Genomic DNA, 17,911 nt, shown 5'->3' with positions numbered 1-17,911 from the left:
CTGGGCCTCAGCGGCGCGCGGCCCGTACCGGCCGGCCCCGCGGCGCCCGCTGGACGTCGTCGAGCCGGACCAGCGTCAGGTGCTCTCCGCGCCGGTCCACGTTGATCCGAAACAGCAGCAGCGCCAGCCGCAGGCTCTCCACCGCTTCCGTCCGCCGGCCCAGCCCCTGGTAGGCCGCGCCGAGCCAGTGCAGCGTGCGGGCCTGCCCGGCCGGGTCGCCCGCCGCGCGCCGCACCGACAGCGCCCGCCGGTGGTGGGCCACCGCCTCCGCGTGCCGGCCGGCCCGCGTGTACGCCACGCCCAGCCGGTCCACCGCGTCCGCCAGCGAGATCTGGTCGCCGATCCGCTCGGCCGCGTCGAGCGCGATCAGGTTGGCCGTGATCCAGTCGTCCCAGACCCCGGCGAGGTCGAAGTAGGGGAGCATCACGCCGGGCAGCTGGCAGGCGATGTCGTACAAGCCGTGCTCCGCGGCGAGGTGGACGGCCGCGACGAGATTCGGGTACTCGTCCTCGAACCAGCCCAGCGCCGCCTCGTAGCTGTCCAGCACCAGGCCGTGTCGCGGTGCCGTGGACGGGTCCAGCTCCGGGTGCTTGCGGTCCGGGTCGAGTAGCCGGCCAGCCCGTCCGGCCGTGTGCAGGTACCAGGCCAGCGCCCGCCTCGTGCCCGCCTCCCGCTCGGCCCCGGACTCGTCCGCCCGGGCCTGCTCACCGGCGTAGCCGCGGAGCAGGTCGTGCAGCCGGTACCGGCCCTGCCGGGTCTGCTGGATCAGGTGCTCGTCCAGCAGCGACTCCAGCAGCAGGTCGGCGTAGTCCGGGCCTCTGCCGGCCAGCGCGGCGGCGGACGACGCGGTCGCGTCCGGGCCGGGGTGCAGGGCCAGCAGCCGGAACATCCGTCGCTGGTCCGCCGGCAACCCCTGGTACGACAGGTGGAACATGGCCCGGATGTCCAAGGGCCCGGCGGTCAGCTCGGTCAGCCGCTGGTCGGCCGGCGCCAGCCGGGCCGCGAGGTCGGCCGGTGTCCAGGCGGTACGGGTCTCCAGCCGGCGCCCGGCCACAGCCACCGCCGCGGGGAGGTGCCCGCAAAGCTCCACCACCCGCCGGGCGGCGGCCGGGTCGGCGGCGATCCGCTCCCGGCCGGCGATGCGTGCCAGCAGTGCCGTCGCCTCGTCCGTGGTGAACATGTCCAGCCGCACCATGTGCACCCCGTCCAGCCACGCCAGGCTGCGCCTGCTGGTGACCAGGACGAACGCCCCCGGGCTGCCGGGCAGCAGCGGGCGTACCTGGTTGGTGTCCGCGGCGTTGTCCAGCAGCAGCACGACCCGCTGGTCGCGCAGCCGGTCCCGGTAGACCGTCACGCGGCCGTCCAGGTCACCCGGGATCCGCTCGGCCGGCACGCCGAGCGCGCGCAGCATCCGCTCCAGTACGGCGTCCGGCGGCACCGGCGCCCGTCCGGCGGTGAAGCCGGCCAGGTCGGCGTAGAGGACGACGTCCGCGTGGAGCAGATGCGCCACGTGTACCGCGAGCCGCGTCTTGCCGATGCCCGCGGCACCGACGATCGCGCACACCGTGCCCGTACCGCCGTCGACGCCTGCCGGAGCGTCCAGCGTGGCCGAGGCCAGTGCGCGCAGCCGCCGCAGCTCCGCCTCGCGACCGGTGAACTCGGCGATGTCCATGGGCAGCTGCCGGTGTGGGGACAGCGCCGGCTCGGGCGGGTCGGGAGCGGCGGCCGGCTCGTCGCTCGCCGGCTGGAACACGTCCTCCAGCTCGTCGCTGACGATGGCCCGGTGCAGGCGGCGCAGCTCCTGCCCGGGCTCCACACCAAGCTCGGCCACGAGCAGCCGGCGCACCTGCTGGTACGCGTCCAGCGCCTCGGCCTGGCGACCACCCCGGTACAGCGCGAGCAGCAGCTGCGCCCAGAGCCCTTCGCGCAGCGGGTGGCTGACGACGAGCCGGCGCAGCTCGCCCACCGCCTCCGCGTACTGCCCGAGACGGATGCGCATCTGGGCGAGGTGCTCGGCCGCGCTGAGCCGCCGCTCGCCCAGGCGGACGGCCTCGGCGGCCAATGCGGGGCCCGGCTGGAGCCCGGCGAGCGGGTCACCCCGCCACAGGCGAAGCGCGCGGTCCAGGTACGCCACGCCCGCCGTCAGGTCGTGCCGGGCCAGCGCCGTCACGCCGCGCTCGGTCAGCTCCTCGAAGACCTCGACGTCGAGCTCGCCCGGATGGACGATCAGCTGGTAGCCGGGCGCCCGGGTGAGCAGGCGGGGCGCGCGGCTGCCGGGACCGTCGAGCAGCTGCCGGAGCTGGCGCACGTACGTGCGGATGTTCGACGACGGCGACGCCGGGAGCCGGTCCCAGACCGCCGCGGTGAGCTGGTCCACGCTGACCACCTCGTTGGCCCGCAGCGCCAGCGCGGCGAGGACGGTGCGTTGCCGGGGACCGCCGAGCGCGAGGGGCTGCCCGTCAAGCCGCACCTCCACCGGTCCCAGCAGACGAAACTCCATTGTGTACCTCCACCCGGAGCCGCCCGAACGTAGTTGCCGTCGTCAATCAATCCCGTGCGGAACGGTACTCCTCAAATGTTTGCGGATCCGTTACGTGTACCGGTTGTGTGCGCTATCTGGACGGAATCTGGGCGGGTCCTCCGGCAGGATCGAGCCGCACCGCAAGAAGGAATGGGCCAAAAAGTATCGGGCGCGTTAACCAGCGGAAAAATCAATTGGGGGGAGCCTGTGTCGGCCACTGTCCCGAGGACCGAAGCGCCAGTGTCGATCAATACCGGTCACCTGGTGCTGCTTTCCGACCGCGGCCCGGTCCAGTTCGTCGACCAGGCCGGCAAACTCGTGCCCGCACCACGCCCCAGCAGCGTGACCGCCCTGCTCGACGGCGTCGCCAAGGCCAGGCCGGGACGTACCACCTGGGTCGCGCCGACCGTCGCGGAGCTGGACGCCCGCGCGTTGCGGTCCGGCCTCTTCGGGCGGCTTACCGCCAGCCTCGGATACGAATACACGCCATTACCTGTCGGCGAAAACGAGTATCGCGGATATTACGACGATGTCGGCGTGAATATTCTATGGTCCATCCTGCACGGCATCGAAGATCAGATACCGGTGGTTTACAGCCGGGACGATCCGTCCGGTTCGCTGGCACCCTACCGGGCGGTGAATCGGGCGTTGGCGGAGAGCGCCGTGGGGACCGCGGCCGAGGCCGCCACCGTCGCGATACACGACTACCAGTTGATGCTCGCCCCCGCGCTCGTGCGCGCCCGACGCCCGGACACGCGGATCATCCACTTCAGCCACACACCTTTTCCCACGCCGGAGTCGCTGTTCGCCCTGCCACCGGCGATCGCTCGCGCCCTCGTCGGCGGGATGCTCGGCGCCGACCTGCTCGGCTTCCAGCGCTCGCGGTGGGCCCAACGGTTTCTGGACTGCTGCGCTAAGCTCGGCGCCGACGTCGACCACGACCGGGGGCTCGTCCGGCACCGAGGGCGGGTCACCTGGGTGCGGCGCTATCCCACCCCGATGGACGTACCCAGGCTGGTGAGCCGGTCCCGGTCCGCGGGCGCGGAGCGGTGGGCGCTACAGCTGCGCGGCGGCGACCCGCGCCGGATCATCGCGCGGGTCGACCGGCTCGACCCGGCGAAGAACGCGGTCCGCGGATTCCAGGCGTACGGGCTGCTGCTGGACCAGGATCCCGCCCTGGCGGCGACCGTGCGGTTCGTGGCCTGCTTCCTGCCCTCACGGGAACGTATCGCCGACTACCGCAGGTACGCCGAGCAGACCTGGGCCATCGTCGACCGGGTCAACACCCGCCACCCGGGCAGCATCTCGGCCCACTACGGCGACGACCACGAGCGGGCGCTGGGGCTGCTGCGCACCTACGACGTGCTGCTCGTCAACCCGGTCGCCGACGGCCTCAACGCGGTCGCGCTCGAAGGCCCCGTGGTCAACGACCGCCACGGCGCCGTCGTGCTCTCCGGCGAGGCGGGATCGGCTGACGTGCTGACCGGCGCGGTGCCGCTGGCCGAGCCGCGCGACGTCGAAGCGACCGCCGACATGCTCCGCGCCGCCCTTGGCCTCACACCGGACGAGCGGCTGGTACGGGCCCGGGCGATGACGGCGGCGGTCACCGCGCTCCGGCCGGTCGAGTGGTTCGAACACCAGATGTCCGATGTGGACGCGATCGCCGCGGGAGGTGCACCCTGCTGCCCCTGTAACCGGCCGACGAGACAAGGAGCAACGATGACCGTGGGCGCCGACCGTCCAAAAGGCATCATCTTCGACTTCGACCACACGCTCTTCACGTTCGACGACAGCATCGACTGGCTCCGCGTGGCGCTGCGGCGGCTTGGCCGCCCCACGGACGAGGGCACGGTCCGGGTCCTCTACGACCGGATCGAGGACGCCCGCGGCTGGCCCGAGGTGGTGGCCGAGCAGCGCGGCTGCCAGACCTCGCCGGCCACCCACCGGCGGGCGATCCTGTCCTGGTTTCACCGCGCCGGCGCGGACGCGGCTCTCGCCGACGCCCTCTACGCGCGGGTGCTCGACCCGGCCGGCTGGACACCGTACCCGGATGTGCGAGCGGCGCTGGAGTGGCTGCGCGAGCGGCGCGTGCCGGTGGGCGTGGTGAGCAACGTCGGCTGGGACATCCGCCCGACCCTGGCACACCACGGCATGGGCGACCTCGTCGACGCATACGTCCTCTCCTGCGAGCACGGGGCCGAGAAGCCGGACGTCGCGCTCTTCCGGGCCGCGTGCGACGCGCTCGGGCTGGACCCGGAGGACGGGCTCGTGGTGGGCGACGACCCGGTCAACGACGGCGCGGCGGTACGCATCGGGCTGCGCGTGCACCTGCTGCCCAGCGCGCCCCGGCGGCGCCGCACCTGGCTCCCGCTGCTGCTCGACCTGCTCGCCCACGACGCGCCGCTGGCCGCGAGCGGCCGGGGCTGATAGGAGGCGATCGACGTGAGCCAACAGATCGACACCGCGGTCATCCTCGCCGGCGGGCTCGGCACCCGGCTCGGCGGGCTGGCGCACCGCATACCCAAGGCGTTGGTGCCCGTGGGTGACCGCCCACTGCTGGCACACCAGATCGGCTGCCTGCGCCGTGCGGGTGTGACCCGGGTCGTCGTGGTCACCGGACATCTCGCCGAAAAGATCGAGGAGTTCGGCGGGGACGGCGGCCAGTTCGGCCTCGCGGTCGAGTACTTCCGGGAAGCCACCCCGCTCGGCACGGGCGGCGCGTTCGGCGCGCTGCGCGATCGGCTCCCGGAGCGCTTCTTCGTGCTCTACGGCGACGTGCTCTTCGACGTCGACCTCGGCCGGATGACCCGATTCCACAGTGCACATCCGGGGCTGGCCACCCTGCTCGTCCACCCGAACGACCACCCCGCCGACAGCGACCTGGTGACGCTCGGCCCCGGCGGCGTGGTGACCGACATCGTGCCGAAGAACGTCGGCCGGATCGGCTGGCACCGCAACCTCGTCAACGCCGGCGTCTTCGTGCTGGAACGGGCACTGCTCGACGGCGCACCGGTGGGCGCCCGCCGCGACCTCGAACGCGACCTGCTCGCCCCGGCGATCCCGCGCGGCGAGGTGTACGGCTACCGCAGCACCGAATACGTGAAGGACCTCGGCACACCCGCGCGGCTCGAGCTGGTCCGGCGGCACGCCGCGAGCGGGCTGGTCGCCGCGCGCAGCCTGCGCCGGCCGCAGCGAGCCGTCTTCCTGGACCGGGACGGCACGCTCAACGAGCACGTCGGGCTGGTCAGCGAGCCCGGCCAGCTGCGGGTGACCGAGGACGCGTACGCGGCCCTCGCCGCCCTCAACGACTCCGACCGGCTGTCCATCGTGGTCACCAACCAGCCCGTCGTCGCGCGGGGCCACTGCTCTCTGGCGGGACTCGACGAGATCCATCGCAAGCTGGAGACCGAGCTCGGCGACCGCGGGGTGTACGTGGACGACCTCTTCTTCTGCCCGCACCACCCGGACGCCGGCTTTCCCGGCGAGAACCCGCTCTACAAGGTGCCCTGTGACTGCCGGAAGCCGGGCACCGCACTCATCGAGGAGGCCGCCGAGCGCTACCACATCGACCTCTCCGCTTCCTGGTTCATCGGAGACACCACAGTGGACGTCCAAACCGGACGCAACGCCGGGATGCGCACGATCCTGCTGCGCACCGGCGAGGCCGGCACGGACGCCAAGCACGCCGTAGCCGCCGATCACACCGTCGACGACCTGAAGGCGGCCACCAAGATCGTGCTCGACGAACGCACCTGAACGGAGGACACAATGGACGCCACCAGCCTCGCGCTCGGCGCCAGCCAGTATTTGGACGAGCTCAAGAAGGTCATCGACCAGGTCGACGTCGACCAGGTGACCGCGGTCATCGACACGCTGGTCCGGGTACACGACCGGGCGGGCTCGGTCTACATATTCGGCAACGGGGGCAGCGCCTCCACCGCCTCACACTTCGTCACCGACTTCAACAAGGGCATCGGGGCCAGCTTCCGGCTCGCCTGCCTGAACGACAACGTGCCGACCGTGCTCGCCGTCGCCAACGACATCGGGTACGACCAGGTCTTCGTGCACCAGCTGCACTCGCTGCTCGATCCCACCGACCTGGTCATCGCCATCTCCGGCAGCGGCAACTCCCCGAACGTGGTGGAGGCCGTGCGGTACGCCAAGGGTCGCGACGTGGAGACCGTCGCGCTGGTCGGCTACGACGGCGGGCAGCTGCGCGAACTCGCCGACCACTGCATCCACGTGCCGGTGCCCGACATGCAGAAGGTCGAAGACGTGCACCTGGCGATGAACCACTTGATGATGACCGTCCTCAAGGACTACCTGGGGAGCCGGGACCGATGATCGTCACCCAGACCCCGCTGCGGATCAGCCTCTTCGGCGGCGGTACCGACCTCGCCGACTACTACCGCCGTGCCGGTGGCTCCGTGCTGAGCTTCGCCATCGACAAGCACGTCCACGTCGCCGTCAAGCCCCGCTGGGACGACGAGCTGGTGGTCAACCACTGGACGCAGGAGCGCACCGGGCACGTGCACGACATCCGCAACGGAGTGATCCGCGAATGCCTCGTCGCCGCCGGCATCTCCGGTGGGCTCGAGATCTCCTGCATGTCCGATGTACCCGCCGGGGGGAGCGGGCTCGGCTCGTCCAGCGCGCTGGCCGTCGGGCTGCTCAACGCGCTGCTGGCCTACCAGGGCGCGGCACCCGGGCCGGCGGAGCTGGCGGAGGCCGCGTGCCGCATCGAGATCGACGTGCTCGGGCAGCCGATCGGCAAGCAGGACCAGTACGCGGCCGCGTTCGGCGACTGGCGTGAGTACCGCTTCCACCCCGACGGGAGCGTCACCGCCCAGCGGGTCCTCGTACCGGCCGCGCACCTGGCCGAGTTCCACCGCCACGCCCTGATCCTCTACACCGGACGGACCCGCCGCGCGTCCGACATCCTCAGCGACCAGAAGGCCAACATCGACCGGCGCCTCGACCAGCTCCACGCGCTGAAGTCACACGTCGCCACCGGTCACGAACTGCTGCTGCGCGGCGAGGTACGGGAGCTCGGGCGGCTGCTGGACGAGAGCTGGCAGCGCAAACGGGAGCTGTCCGACAAGATTCACGACCAGCAGCTCGACACCATGTACGAGCGGGCACGCCAGGCCGGCGCGTACGGCGGCAAGCTGCTCGGCGCGGGCGGCGGCGGATTCTTCCTCTTCCTGTGCCCACCACACCGGCACGCCCAGGTGCGCGCCGCCTTGGGCAACCCGCGGCAGATGACGTTCTCCTTCGACCGGCACGGCAGCACCGTCCTGCTCAACACCCGCGCCGCGGCCCTCGTCACCACCTGACCGGTTAGAAGGAGGCAGCACGTGCGCGAGACCCGCCGGGCCCGGGTCGGCCTGTCCGTCATCCTCTTCCTGACCGGCCTGATCTTCGCCAGTTGGGCGGCCAGGATACCCGCGGTCAAAGACGGCCTCAGCCTCGGCGACGGCGGCCTCGCCGCGGTGCTGATGGCCGAACACCTCGGCTCGGTCCTCGGCCTCCAGGTGGGTGCCATGGTCGTGCCGCGCCTGGGAAGTCGGGCCACGTTGCGGGTGTTCCTGCCGCTCTTCTCCGTGGCGCTCATCCCGCCGGCGCTGGCCGGCGGCATGCAGAGCCTCGCCGTGTGCCTGGTGCTCTTCGGCATCCTCAACAGCGTCGTCGACGTCGCGGTCAACTCACACGGCGCCGCGGTCGAGGTACGGCACGGGCAGCCACTCTTCTCCGGCCTGCACGCGATGCACAGCGTCGGCGTCATCGCCGGCGCCGGCATCGGGTCTCTCGCCGCGTACGCCGGCCTCGGCACGCGGCCACACTTCGCGGTCGTCGCGCTCGCCTGCCTGGCGGGCGGGGCGGCCGCGGCCCGCCTGCTGTTCCCCTCCACAGTGGACATGCGGCGCCGGCCCGAACCAGAGCGGGCGCCAGCGCCGCGCCCGAAGCGGTGGTCCGCGCAGCTGACGACGCTCGGCCTCCTCGCTTTCTGCTGCACGCTGGCGGAGGGCAGCGTCGGTGACTGGAGCTCGGTATTCCTGCGGGACGAGCTCGGCGCCAGTCCCGGCGTGGCGGCCCTCGGGTTCGGCGCGTTCGCCACGATGATGGTCGTCGGGCGGTTCACCGGGGATCGGCTGCGACAGCGGTACGGCGCGGTCCCCGCCTTCCGCGGTGCGCTGCTCTGTGCCGCGGCCGGCCTGCTGATCGGCGTGATCGGGCAGACGCCGACGGCCGGCATGATCGGCTTCACGCTACTCGGCGCCGGACTCTCGTACACCCTGCCGACCGTCCTCGCGGCGGCGAGCCGGCTCCCCGGCCAGAGCGCGGCGACGTCGGTCGCGCGGGTCGCCACCATCGGCTACCTCGGCTTCTCGGTCGGCCCCGGCCTGATCGGGGCGGCGGCGCAGGTCGTCGGACTGTCCGCCGCCCTGGTGGTACCCGCGCTCCTGCTCCTGGTGACCGCGGCGGCGGCGCGCGCCGTCTCGGTGGCCGACCGGCGCGTGACAGCCCCCGACGAGTCGGTGGTGGCGTAGGGATGAGTGGCCATGCGGCGCTGAGCGAGGAGGCGATCGTCCGCCGGGCGCAGGACGGAGACATGGGCGCGTTCGCCCTGCTGTACCGGGCCCACGCGGACGAGATCTTCCGGTTCGTCCACGCCCGGGTCAGCCAGCGGGAGGCGGCGGAGGACCTGACGTCCGAGACGTTTCTGCGGGCGCTCACCAGGCTCGGCACCTTCACCTGGCGGGACGTGGGGCCGCGGGCCTGGCTGCTGGCGATCGCCCGCAACCTGGTACACGACCACTACCGGGCACGGCGGCGCCGACCCGAACTGACCACCGACGACGTCGCGCGCGTCGCCGACGCCACGGCATCCGGACCCGACGGCGACCCGGAGGGCACCGTGGTCAGCCGGGCGGCGGCGGCCGCGCTCCTCGCCAACCTGCCCACACGGCAACGCGAGATCCTGCGGCTTCTGGCGCTCCGGTACCGGTCGCCGGAGATCGCCGTGATCCTCGGCATCCCGCCGTCCACAGCCCGCGCCCACCTCGCCCGCCTCCGCCGGCGGCTAACCGTGCCTGCGGCCTGACAACGGCGGTCAGTCCATCAGTTCGGTGCGTTCGATCTCGGTGAACGCCGCCGTCAGGTATCCCGCGAGTGGACGCCGCGGCGTGTTCAACAGGTGGGCGACGAGCAGTGCCGCATGCCGGGCCAGTGCTTCGGGTGCCGGGCCCTGCGCCTCCTCGTCCTGGTCGTGGACGCCCAACGCGCCCGCTAGCAGGACGAGGAGCGCATGGGGATCGACGGCCGGCTCCCATACCGCGGCGGCTCGTACGCAGTCTTCGATGACCCGGCGGACGTCGTCGCCGGCCAGCCCGTCGGGGTGTGCCTCCTCCAGGAGGAGCCTGACCACCGCGCCCAGCACCAGGCCGGACCCCTCGGCGGCGGCAAGGGGTCCGACGGCGGCCTCGAGCCCGTCCCGGTCGCGCGCCTGTGCGGCGGCGACGGCGTCCGAAGCGGCGACCGCGATGGCCTGGGCGGGTGCTGGCAGGTGGCGCCACGTAGTACTCATCGGACCCTAGCTCTGCTCTTGGCGGGGTAGGACAATCTCGCGCACGATGAGCTGGACGGCGGCCACGGCGGGGATCGCGATGAGGGCGCCGATCACGCCGAGTAGCGCGATGCCGAGCAGGGCGGCGAGGATCGCGGCGAGGTCGCTGACCTTGACCGCGCGGCGCATCACCTTCGGGTAGATGACGAAGTTTTCCAACTGCTGGTAGACGACGAAGAACACGATGCAGGTGATGCCGACGCTCACGCCGCCGGTGGCGAAGCCGACCGCGCTCACCACGACCGCGCCGATCGTGGCGCCGACCTGGGGGATCAGGTCGCACACGGCGACGACGACCGCGAGCGCGAACGGGTAGGTCACTCCGACGATGACCAGGAAGATCCAGGTCGCCACACCGGCGATCAACGCGATGGCGAGGGCGCCGGCCATGAACGCGCCGACCTTGGCCAGGATCTCGTCGCCGATGCCCTGGACGCGCGCGCGGCGGGAGGCGGGGACGAGCTTGTAGGCGCCGAGCCGGAGCCGGTCGAACGCGGCCAGGAAGTAGATGGTCAGGACGACGACGGTGAGGACGTTGAACAGCGCGCCGAACACGGCCTGGGCGCCGCCGAGTACCCCGCCGGCGGCCCTGGTCATGTTGGTGGCGGTCGCGGCGGACTGGAGGCGGTCGATCACCTGGTACTGCTCGTTGAGATCGCGCAGGGCCTCGCTGCGCCGCATCTGGTTGATGTATTCGGGCAGGTTTTCCACCAGGGCGCTTGTCTGGGTGACCACGGGTGGGACAAGCGCGAGCAGGCCGGCGGCGAGCAGGACCAGGACGCCGAGCCCCACACCAGCCACCGCGAGGCCGCGCGGCAGGCCCCAGCGTTGCAGGCGTACGACGGCGGGGTTGAGGCCGACGGCGAGGAACAACGCGATGAAGATGAGGATGAGGATGGAGGCGGCGTCCTGGATGACCAGGAAGAAGGTGTACGCCAGCAGCAGGCCCAGGCCAGCGGTAAACCCGACCACGAACGGCGACCTCGACAGCGGCGCCCCGGGCTTGCCAAACCGGCCCGCGCCCTGCTCGCCGGTCACTGGGTCATCAGCCGCTGGCGGTCCGGGCTCGGCCTGGCGGGGCTCGGGGACCGCCTCGCTGGTCGCGGGATTGTCCGGATCCTGTGCGATTGTCGGCGCCGTGTCAGACACCTGAGGTCACCTCCGCGATAGTGTGCGGCGTCCAGCCGCTGCCGGCAGGGTAGTGAACGCGTACACCCGCCCACCGAATCTGACACACGGGCTCGGGTCACATTCAATTTCTTGAGACAGGGTATTTTCCCCGGCCCGCGCCAGTCGCTGACCGTATGCTCCCGCGGGCACCGCTGCGGTCGGCGGCTCGCTGGCGCTCGCCGAGTTCCCCGACCTCTGCTGCCGGCTCCGCGGTCCAAGCCCAACCCCGTGGGGGTTCCTGTTTCCGCGAGCTCTCGAGCTGGGCGCGTGGCCGCGCCCAGCCGCGGACCCCACGACCGCAGACCTCCTTGATCGACACGCTAGCGCTGCGTCGCGCCGCGTCCGTGGCGAAAAATTGCCCCTGCGGGGGCAACGGATCGCCACGGACGACCAGAGCGCCCACCGATCAAGGGCATGCATCTGCGACTAGGCCGGCCATCGGCGACCCGTGCGTGCGGCAGGCGGGCCGCGGCCTCACCGCCGGCCATGCCGGCCAGGGGTTGGCTTGTGAACCGCGGAGGGTGAGGCCGCGGGAGCAGCGGTCCGGACCCAATGCCACTCAGCTTAAGTTGATGTTGTGGTGGGTTGGAGTTTGATGGTGGGCGGTCCGGTATGGCGGGTGCCGGTGTCGTGGGGTTGTTTGATCCGGTAGCTGTTGTGGCGCATGCGTTTGACGACGCGGGGGTAGGAACGATGTCGTCGGTGGGGGTGTAGGTGTCGAGGTGTGGTGATCTCGGCGTGGATCGCGGTGAGCAGGTGTTGCAGGCGGTCAGGGGGAAAAGGCCGCCGGGTCGGTGATCCGGCGGCGCACGATGCGTACGGTGCGCAGGAATTTGACTTGGTCGGGGTCGATGTCGGCCTCGGTGGCGGCGCGGCAGATCAGGGCGCTGATCGCGTGGTGGGTGAGCAGGTAGCCGTAGATTTCCTGGATGACCATGTCGGGGCTGCGTGAGCGCAGGATCCGGCCGGGGCCGCGTAGGTGGGTCTTGAGTTGGCCGTTGCCGGTTTCGTGTTCCCAGCGTTCGTGGTAGGCGGCGGCCAGCGTGTGAGCGGGGGCCTGGACGGGGTCGAGGATGGTGGACAGCAGGCGGATCGGTTCGGTCTGGTCGGGTTCGCCGCGGTTGGTGACCTCGTATTCGACGACCCGGGCGATCCGGGCCCGTTGCTGATCGAAGTCGTGGCCAGCGCGGGCGGCGGCCAGGATCCGGTCCCGTTCGGGCTGGCGCGTGCGGGAGGCGTAGAGCACGGTCAGGTACGACCCGTCGGCCAGGGCCGCCACGACCGGCAGGGCCATGCCACCACGGCCGCTGGCACCGACCCGCCACAACAGGTCCGCGCCGGTGGCAGTGGCGGCCAACCAGTCCGGCCAGCTGTGGAAGTTCCGGTCGGCCAGCAGCAGCATGCCCGGTTCCAGCAGCCCGAACAGGTTGCGGGCCAGGCTCTGCTCGCCCAGTCCCTTGCCCACGATCGGCCCGATCGTGGCACCGATCGGGGCGTGCGAACCCGACTCGACCAGGCTCACCACCCGTGCTTTCGGGAACGCCGAACGTCCCGCCCCGCCGGCGTAGCCGAAGTACTCCCCGTTCGCAGGGCTGTCCGGCAGATCACACTCGAACCCGTCGATCGACACCAGCCGCCGCCCGGCCAGCCAGGCCCCCCGAGTCAACTGCTCACACACCGGCCGGGCGACCCGCTCGAACACCTCCCGTACCACGTCCGACCCCAGCCGCTGCCGGGCCTGCGTGATCCCCGCCGACCCCGGCATCGACCAACTACGATCCCAGCAGCCCCACTGCATCAACGGTTCCGCCAGCCGGGCCAGCACACCCTCGTAGTCGTCCTCGGCGAACAACGCCAACGCCATCGCGAAATACACCATCACATGCGCCGGCAACTTCCCATCCGAACGCCGCGGCTGACGATCACACACCATGACCGCCTCGTCGACCACGTCCCGTGGCACCGACGCCGCGAGTACCCCAACCGAGATCCAGTCCGTCAACCGGCCACCAACAGCCGCCGCACCATCACCGACCACAACCAGCGATCGTCACCGGTCCCACCACAACCCGCCCGGACCAACACACCCCAACCCAAGATCAACTTAAGGTGAGTGGCATTGGGTCCGGACCACCGCGGAGATCGCGGTAGCTCAAATCTCTCTGTTTGAGGACATCTAGTCCGTTGGTTCGGTGGTGAGCAGCCCGGTCAGCAGGATTCGAAGGATCCTTCCGAAGAGGTCGTCGGGGGACGCGGGGCCCGCGGGCTGGCTGAACGCCGCGGCGAGGTGTGGGTAGGGCGCGAGGTCGACGCCGGCGAGGGTGAACGTCCCGGCGGTGGCCTCGCTGCGGGCGAAGAGGCTGACCACACCGGTCATCATCGCGATCGCCTCGAACTTGGCGGTCACGGGGCACGGGACGGGCTCCAGGAGCCGCAGGCAGGTGTCGAACCAGGCCAGGTTTTCCGGGCCGGTACCGGCGCGGTGGATGATGTCGAGCAGCCAGGGATGGCGCCTGTAGAGCGCCAACTGCCGGTTGGCCAGCTGGACCATCGTGTCCAGCCAGTCGTCGTCGCTGGCTGGCGGGTACGGTCGCAGCTCGCCGATGACCCGGTCCGTCATGAGGTCCAGTAGGTCGTCGCGGGTCGACAGGTACCTGTAGAGCGACCCGGCGCTGGTGCCCAGCGCGGTGGCGACGGCACGCATCGACACCGCGGCGATTCCGTCGGCGTCGGCCAGGGCGATCGCGGCGGTGACGATGGCGTCCCGGCTGTGTGCCGGTACGGGGCCTCGGCTGCCGCGCTCGGGCCTGGCCCAGATCGGCTGCCGGCCCGCGCCGGAACTCCCATGTGCGTCGCTCACAGATCCACTGTAAACTGCAAACGGCGTTCGCAGTTTTGTTGTCTAGCGAGGTGGGCAGATGGAACGGATCACGGCACCTGATGGCGCGACGATCGTGCTGCACTCGACGGGAAGCGGACCGGACATCGTCGTCGTGCATGGCGGCGGCGTCACGATCGGCATCTACCGCCGGCTCGCCAGTAAGCTGGCCGACCGGTTCACCGTGCACCTCTACAACCGGCGGGGGCGCGAGGACGCGGGCCCGCGCAAGGAGCCGTACACCTTCGACCAGGACATCGACGACCTCGGCGCGGTCCTGGAGCACACCGGCGCCCGCAACGTCATCGGGCACAGCTCCGGCGGCTTCATCGCCTTGCGGGCCGCGCTGCGGATGCCGATCGACCGGCTCGCGCTCTACGACGCGGCGGTCAGCATCGACGGCGAGTTTCCCATGGAATGGCTCGACGCCGCGCGCCAGGCGGCACAAGACGGCGACCTCGCCAGGAGCATGGCCATCACCACCGCCGGCCTCAACACCCACTCCCCGGCGGCGAGGCTTCCGCTCGGCGTCCGCGTCGCGATCTGCCGCGCGTTCCTGCGTACGCCGATCGGTCGCACGATGGGCAATCTGTTGGCACAGACCCTCGACGAGACGAACCAGGTACGGCTCCACGACGGCCCCGCCGACCCGTGGTCGGCGGTCCAGGCTGAGGTGCTGCTGACCTACGGCGCCGGCGGCCCGCCCTACTACGTCGGGCTCAACGAGACACTTGCCCACGCTCTCCCACACGCCCGGGTCCTCCCGATCCCGCGCAGCGGACACGACGGCCTGAACAGGGCGCCGAGCAGGCTTGTCGAGCCGCTCGCCGAGTTCTTCGCGGCCCCCGTCAACCGGGAGCGGACAAGCCAACTGTGAGGTCAGAGCTGGCCTTCGCGGGCGTCCATCCGTACCCGAAGCCAGTCACCGATCGTGTTCAGCGCGAGCACCGTCGCGAACATCACGATGCACGGGATGATCGTCGGCCACGGCGCGCGGGCCAGGGCCGGCTGCCCCTGCGCGATCATCGCGCCCCAGCTGGGCGTGGGTGGCTGGACGCCGAAGCCGAGGTAGCTGAGGGAGCCCTCGGTGATCATGATGGACGGCAGCACGAGCGCGGCGTACGAGATCACCGGCAGGATCGCGTTGGGGAGCACCTCGCGCAGCATCAGCCGCGGCCCGCCAGCGCCCATCGCGCGTGCCGCGAGCACGTACTCGCGGTGCATCTGGGACTGCGCGCTCGCGCGGGTGAGCCGCATGAACGCCGGGATGAAGATGAAGCCGAGCGCCCCGATGAGTACCGGCGTGCTGGGCCGCAGCGCCATCATGATCGCGAGCAGCAGCAACAGCGCCGGCACGGCCAGCACCGCGTTGGTGAGCGTGTCGACGATCTCGGTGAACACGCCGCGCAGGTACACCGTGGCGAGGCCGAGGATCACGCCGATCACCATGGCGAGGAGGGTCGCGGAGAGGCTGATCTCGACCGAGGCCCGCGCGCCGTACGCGATCCTGGACAGCAGGCTGCGCCCGATCGCGTCGGTACCGAGGAACTCTCTCGTCAGCGACGGCTCCAGGTTTGGGTTGCCGACCGACGTCGTGGGGTCGTGCAGGGGTAGCCACTGCGCGGTGAGGCAGAGCAGCACGATCAGGCCCGCCCAGCCGAACGCGAGGGCGACCGACACGTTCGAACGGCGCCGTCGCCGCTGGCGGGTCCGTGCGGCCGGGGCCACACCGAGAGGGGCGGCCGTCATCGCTGCCTCCCGGACTGCGGGTCGAGAAGCCTGTATCCGGTGTCGACGAGTGTGTTGACGACGACGTACACGACCGCGACGAGCGCGACGACTCCCTGCACGATCGGCAGGTCGTTGGCCTGCACGGCGATGCCGACCGCCTGGCCGATGCCGGGCAGCGAGAAGTACGTCTCCACGATGATCGACCCGCCATCAGGAAACCGAACACCAGCCCGGCCAGCGTGAAGAGGGACGCCGACGCCGGGCGGAGCACGTGACGGAACATGATGTACGAGTTCGGCAGCCCGCGGGCCCGGGCGGCTAGCACGAAGTCCTCCCGGAGCGTGGTGACAAGGTCCGCGCGGAGCACCCGGAGGAAGAGCGGGCACGACGCGATGCTCAGTACGGCCACCGGAAGCGCCGCGTGCACGACGTTCTGCCACGGGTCCTCGGTGAGCGGCACCCAGCCGTAGATGGGGAACACGCCCGCCTGTACGGAGAAGAAGGCGACGAGGAAGACGCACGCCACGAAGCCGGGGATCGCGAGCAGCCCGGAGGAGAAGGCGGTCACCAGCCGGTCGAGCCAGCCGCCTTCGTACGTCGCGCAGAGCACGGCGACCGGGATCGCGATGAGCAGTGACAGCGCGATCGAGACGACGGCGAGTTCGAGCGTCACCGGGAGGTGCGCCAGCAGGACGTCGGCGACGGGCTGTCTACTCTGGACGGACTGGCCGAGGTCGCCGTGCAGCGCGCCGGTGATCCAGTCCCAGTACCGGGTCCAGAACGGCTTGTCGAAGCCGTACTCCTGGTTGAACCTGTCGATCGCCTCCTTGCCGGCGCCCTCGCCGAGGATCGACTGGCCCGGCGAACCCGGGATGAGGCTGGACAGCAGCTGCGTCGCGAGGGTGACCAGGACGATGACCACTACGGCCTGGATCACCTTGCGGAGAATGAAGAATCTCAAGGAGAACATCCCGCCCGCAGCAGTGGCAACACCTCGGCGCCGAACTGCTCGATGAGCGCGTCCGGCAGGTCGAAGGACCCACCGTCGGTCATGTGCAGCGCCGCGACCCCGAGCCCGGCCAGGCGCTCGATGCCCGCGACGATCTCGCGTGGCGTCCCGAACAGGCCGATCTGCCCGGCGTACCAGACGGCGGCCTCGTCCGGGACCCACTGCGACGCCACCCGGATCGCCTCGTCCATATCGCGCGGGTGCCCGATGTCCGTGCCGTCCGGCAGCAGGATCGGCTTGCTCGGTACCCGGATGTCGAAGCCGGCCTCCTCGAACAGCCGGGCCCCCTCCGCCTGGACCGTCTTCACGATCCGCGGCTTGAGCTCGCGCGCCTCGCGAGCCGGGTCGTCCGTGATCTTGACGAACGAGACGACGATGTGCCGGAACGGGCTGGTGCGCCCACTCTTGGCGTACGCCGCTGCGATCCGCTCCGCCTTCCGGTCGACGTCCCGGAACGTCGTCATCACGCCGTCCGCGACCTCGACCGCGAGCGCGGTGTTTCGGGGACCCTCCGCGGCGAGGTAGACCGGCACCGGACCGCTCGGGTCCTGGAGGGTGACCGCGTGGTCGCCGATCTTCCCCTCGGCACCGCGCAGCAGGTCGGTGACGAGCGCGATGCCCGACCGCAGCTCGCCCGTCGTCGCCGGGCACCGTCCAGTGAGGAACGCGGAGCTGTCGGCGGCACCGATGCCGAGCCGGAACCTGTCGCCGCACAGCTCCGCCACCGTCCGCACGCTGCTCGCCAGGCCGATCGGCTGGCGCGTGACGACGTTGGTGACCGACGACCAGAGCTCGACCCGCTCGGTCGCGGTGGCGGCGAACGCGAGCGCTGTAAACGTGTCCCGCCACAGCGTGGGGGAGTCCGGCATGGTGACCGCGTCGAAACCGGCCCGCTCGGCTAGCCGTGCCGACGCGGCCACCTCCGGAACTGGCCGGCAGGGCGGGATCCGGATGCCTACCTTCATCTGTACTCCC

The 17,911-nt window shown here is 71.2% G+C and carries 14 protein-coding genes and 1 pseudogene; 7 read left to right on the top strand and 8 right to left on the bottom strand.

Features of this window, described 5'->3' with window-relative positions; translation table 11 throughout:
- Positions 1-7 precede the first annotated feature (7 nt).
- Positions 8-2,500, bottom strand: a complete 2,493-nt coding sequence (locus tag Pflav_RS14460; RefSeq protein WP_173036637.1) for an AfsR/SARP family transcriptional regulator — start codon at positions 2,498-2,500, stop codon at positions 8-10.
- A 285-nt stretch (positions 2,501-2,785) separates the two neighbouring features.
- On the opposite strand from Pflav_RS14460, the gene Pflav_RS14455 reads away from it, so the two are divergent.
- From Pflav_RS14455 to Pflav_RS14430, 6 genes are read left to right on the top strand one after another with little or no spacing between them, the layout of a single operon-like run.
- The gene (locus Pflav_RS14455) at positions 2,786-4,948 is read left to right on the top strand and encodes a trehalose-6-phosphate synthase (protein WP_173036636.1); all 2,163 of its coding nucleotides are present in this window, start codon (positions 2,786-2,788) and stop codon (positions 4,946-4,948) included.
- 15 nt (positions 4,949-4,963) lie between these two features.
- Positions 4,964-6,277 (top strand): HAD-IIIA family hydrolase, encoded by a 1,314-nt coding sequence (locus tag Pflav_RS14450; RefSeq protein WP_173036635.1) that lies wholly within the window; start codon positions 4,964-4,966, stop codon positions 6,275-6,277.
- A gap of 12 nt (positions 6,278-6,289) precedes the next feature.
- A complete protein-coding gene (locus tag Pflav_RS14445; protein WP_173036634.1) occupies positions 6,290-6,865 on the top strand; it encodes an SIS domain-containing protein in 576 nt (191 codons plus the stop codon).
- Positions 6,862-7,857, top strand: a complete 996-nt coding sequence (locus Pflav_RS14440; RefSeq protein WP_173036633.1) for a GHMP family kinase ATP-binding protein — start codon at positions 6,862-6,864, stop codon at positions 7,855-7,857. The genes Pflav_RS14445 and Pflav_RS14440 overlap by 4 nt, the downstream gene beginning before the upstream one ends.
- A 21-nt stretch (positions 7,858-7,878) precedes the next feature.
- Complete coding sequence (locus Pflav_RS14435) at positions 7,879-9,072, top strand: MFS transporter (protein WP_173036632.1); 1,194 nt, start codon at positions 7,879-7,881, stop codon at positions 9,070-9,072.
- A 2-nt stretch (positions 9,073-9,074) separates the two neighbouring features.
- Positions 9,075-9,626, top strand: coding sequence for an RNA polymerase sigma factor (locus tag Pflav_RS14430; protein WP_173036631.1), 552 nt, complete (start codon positions 9,075-9,077; stop codon positions 9,624-9,626).
- 9 nt (positions 9,627-9,635) lie between these two features.
- Here Pflav_RS14430 and Pflav_RS14425 read toward each other — a convergent pair whose 3' ends face one another.
- The 4 genes from Pflav_RS14425 to Pflav_RS14410 form a co-directional block, all read right to left on the bottom strand.
- On the bottom strand, positions 9,636-10,109 hold the full coding sequence (locus tag Pflav_RS14425) for a hypothetical protein (protein WP_173036630.1): 474 nt from the start codon (positions 10,107-10,109) through the stop codon (positions 9,636-9,638).
- A 6-nt stretch (positions 10,110-10,115) separates the two neighbouring features.
- Positions 10,116-11,186, bottom strand: coding sequence for an AI-2E family transporter (locus tag Pflav_RS14420; protein ID WP_232072675.1), 1,071 nt, complete (start codon positions 11,184-11,186; stop codon positions 10,116-10,118).
- A 901-nt stretch (positions 11,187-12,087) separates the two neighbouring features.
- Positions 12,088-13,320, bottom strand: a complete 1,233-nt coding sequence (locus tag Pflav_RS14415; protein ID WP_197938486.1) for an IS4 family transposase — start codon at positions 13,318-13,320, stop codon at positions 12,088-12,090.
- Between the two features lie 174 nt (positions 13,321-13,494).
- Complete coding sequence (locus Pflav_RS14410; protein WP_197938485.1) at positions 13,495-14,178, bottom strand: TetR/AcrR family transcriptional regulator; 684 nt, start codon at positions 14,176-14,178, stop codon at positions 13,495-13,497.
- A 58-nt stretch (positions 14,179-14,236) separates the two neighbouring features.
- On the opposite strand from Pflav_RS14410, the gene Pflav_RS14405 reads away from it, so the two are divergent.
- Entirely contained in the window at positions 14,237-15,073 is an 837-nt protein-coding gene (locus Pflav_RS14405) for an alpha/beta fold hydrolase (RefSeq protein WP_173036627.1), read from the top strand.
- 2 nt (positions 15,074-15,075) lie between these two features.
- On the opposite strand, the gene Pflav_RS14400 is transcribed toward Pflav_RS14405, so the two are convergent.
- The 3 genes and pseudogenes from Pflav_RS14400 to Pflav_RS14385 form a co-directional block, all read right to left on the bottom strand.
- Positions 15,076-15,945 (bottom strand): ABC transporter permease, encoded by an 870-nt coding sequence (locus Pflav_RS14400; protein WP_173036626.1) that lies wholly within the window; start codon positions 15,943-15,945, stop codon positions 15,076-15,078.
- A pseudogene (locus Pflav_RS14390) lies at positions 15,942-16,897 on the bottom strand (ABC transporter permease). Before Pflav_RS14390 ends, Pflav_RS14400 begins: the two are co-directional and overlap by 4 nt.
- Complete coding sequence (locus Pflav_RS14385) at positions 16,885-17,901, bottom strand: LLM class flavin-dependent oxidoreductase (protein WP_173036624.1); 1,017 nt, start codon at positions 17,899-17,901, stop codon at positions 16,885-16,887. The pseudogene Pflav_RS14390 and the gene Pflav_RS14385 overlap by 13 nt, the downstream one beginning before the upstream one ends.
- Between the last annotated feature and the right edge of the window lie 10 nt (positions 17,902-17,911).

This window comes from Phytohabitans flavus, from assembly GCF_011764545.1.
Taxonomy (GTDB): domain Bacteria; phylum Actinomycetota; class Actinomycetes; order Mycobacteriales; family Micromonosporaceae; genus Phytohabitans; species Phytohabitans flavus.
This window is presented reverse-complemented; position numbering and strand designations above follow the sequence as displayed.

Excerpts from the sequence above, each read along its gene's own strand:
- Pflav_RS14430 (WP_173036631.1), top strand. The coding sequence starts at position 9,075 with ATGAGTGGCCATGCGGCGCTGAGCGAGGAGGCGATCGTCCGCCGGGCG.
- Pflav_RS14425 (WP_173036630.1), bottom strand. The coding sequence starts at position 10,109 with ATGAGTACTACGTGGCGCCACCTGCCAGCACCCGCCCAGGCCATCGCG.
- Pflav_RS14445 (WP_173036634.1), top strand. The coding sequence starts at position 6,290 with ATGGACGCCACCAGCCTCGCGCTCGGCGCCAGCCAGTATTTGGACGAG.
- Pflav_RS14440 (WP_173036633.1), top strand. The coding sequence starts at position 6,862 with ATGATCGTCACCCAGACCCCGCTGCGGATCAGCCTCTTCGGCGGCGGT.
- Pflav_RS14385 (WP_173036624.1), bottom strand. The coding sequence starts at position 17,901 with ATGAAGGTAGGCATCCGGATCCCGCCCTGCCGGCCAGTTCCGGAGGTG.
- Pflav_RS14405 (WP_173036627.1), top strand. The coding sequence starts at position 14,237 with ATGGAACGGATCACGGCACCTGATGGCGCGACGATCGTGCTGCACTCG.
- Pflav_RS14460 (WP_173036637.1), bottom strand. The coding sequence starts at position 2,500 with ATGGAGTTTCGTCTGCTGGGACCGGTGGAGGTGCGGCTTGACGGGCAG.
- Pflav_RS14400 (WP_173036626.1), bottom strand. The coding sequence starts at position 15,945 with ATGACGGCCGCCCCTCTCGGTGTGGCCCCGGCCGCACGGACCCGCCAG.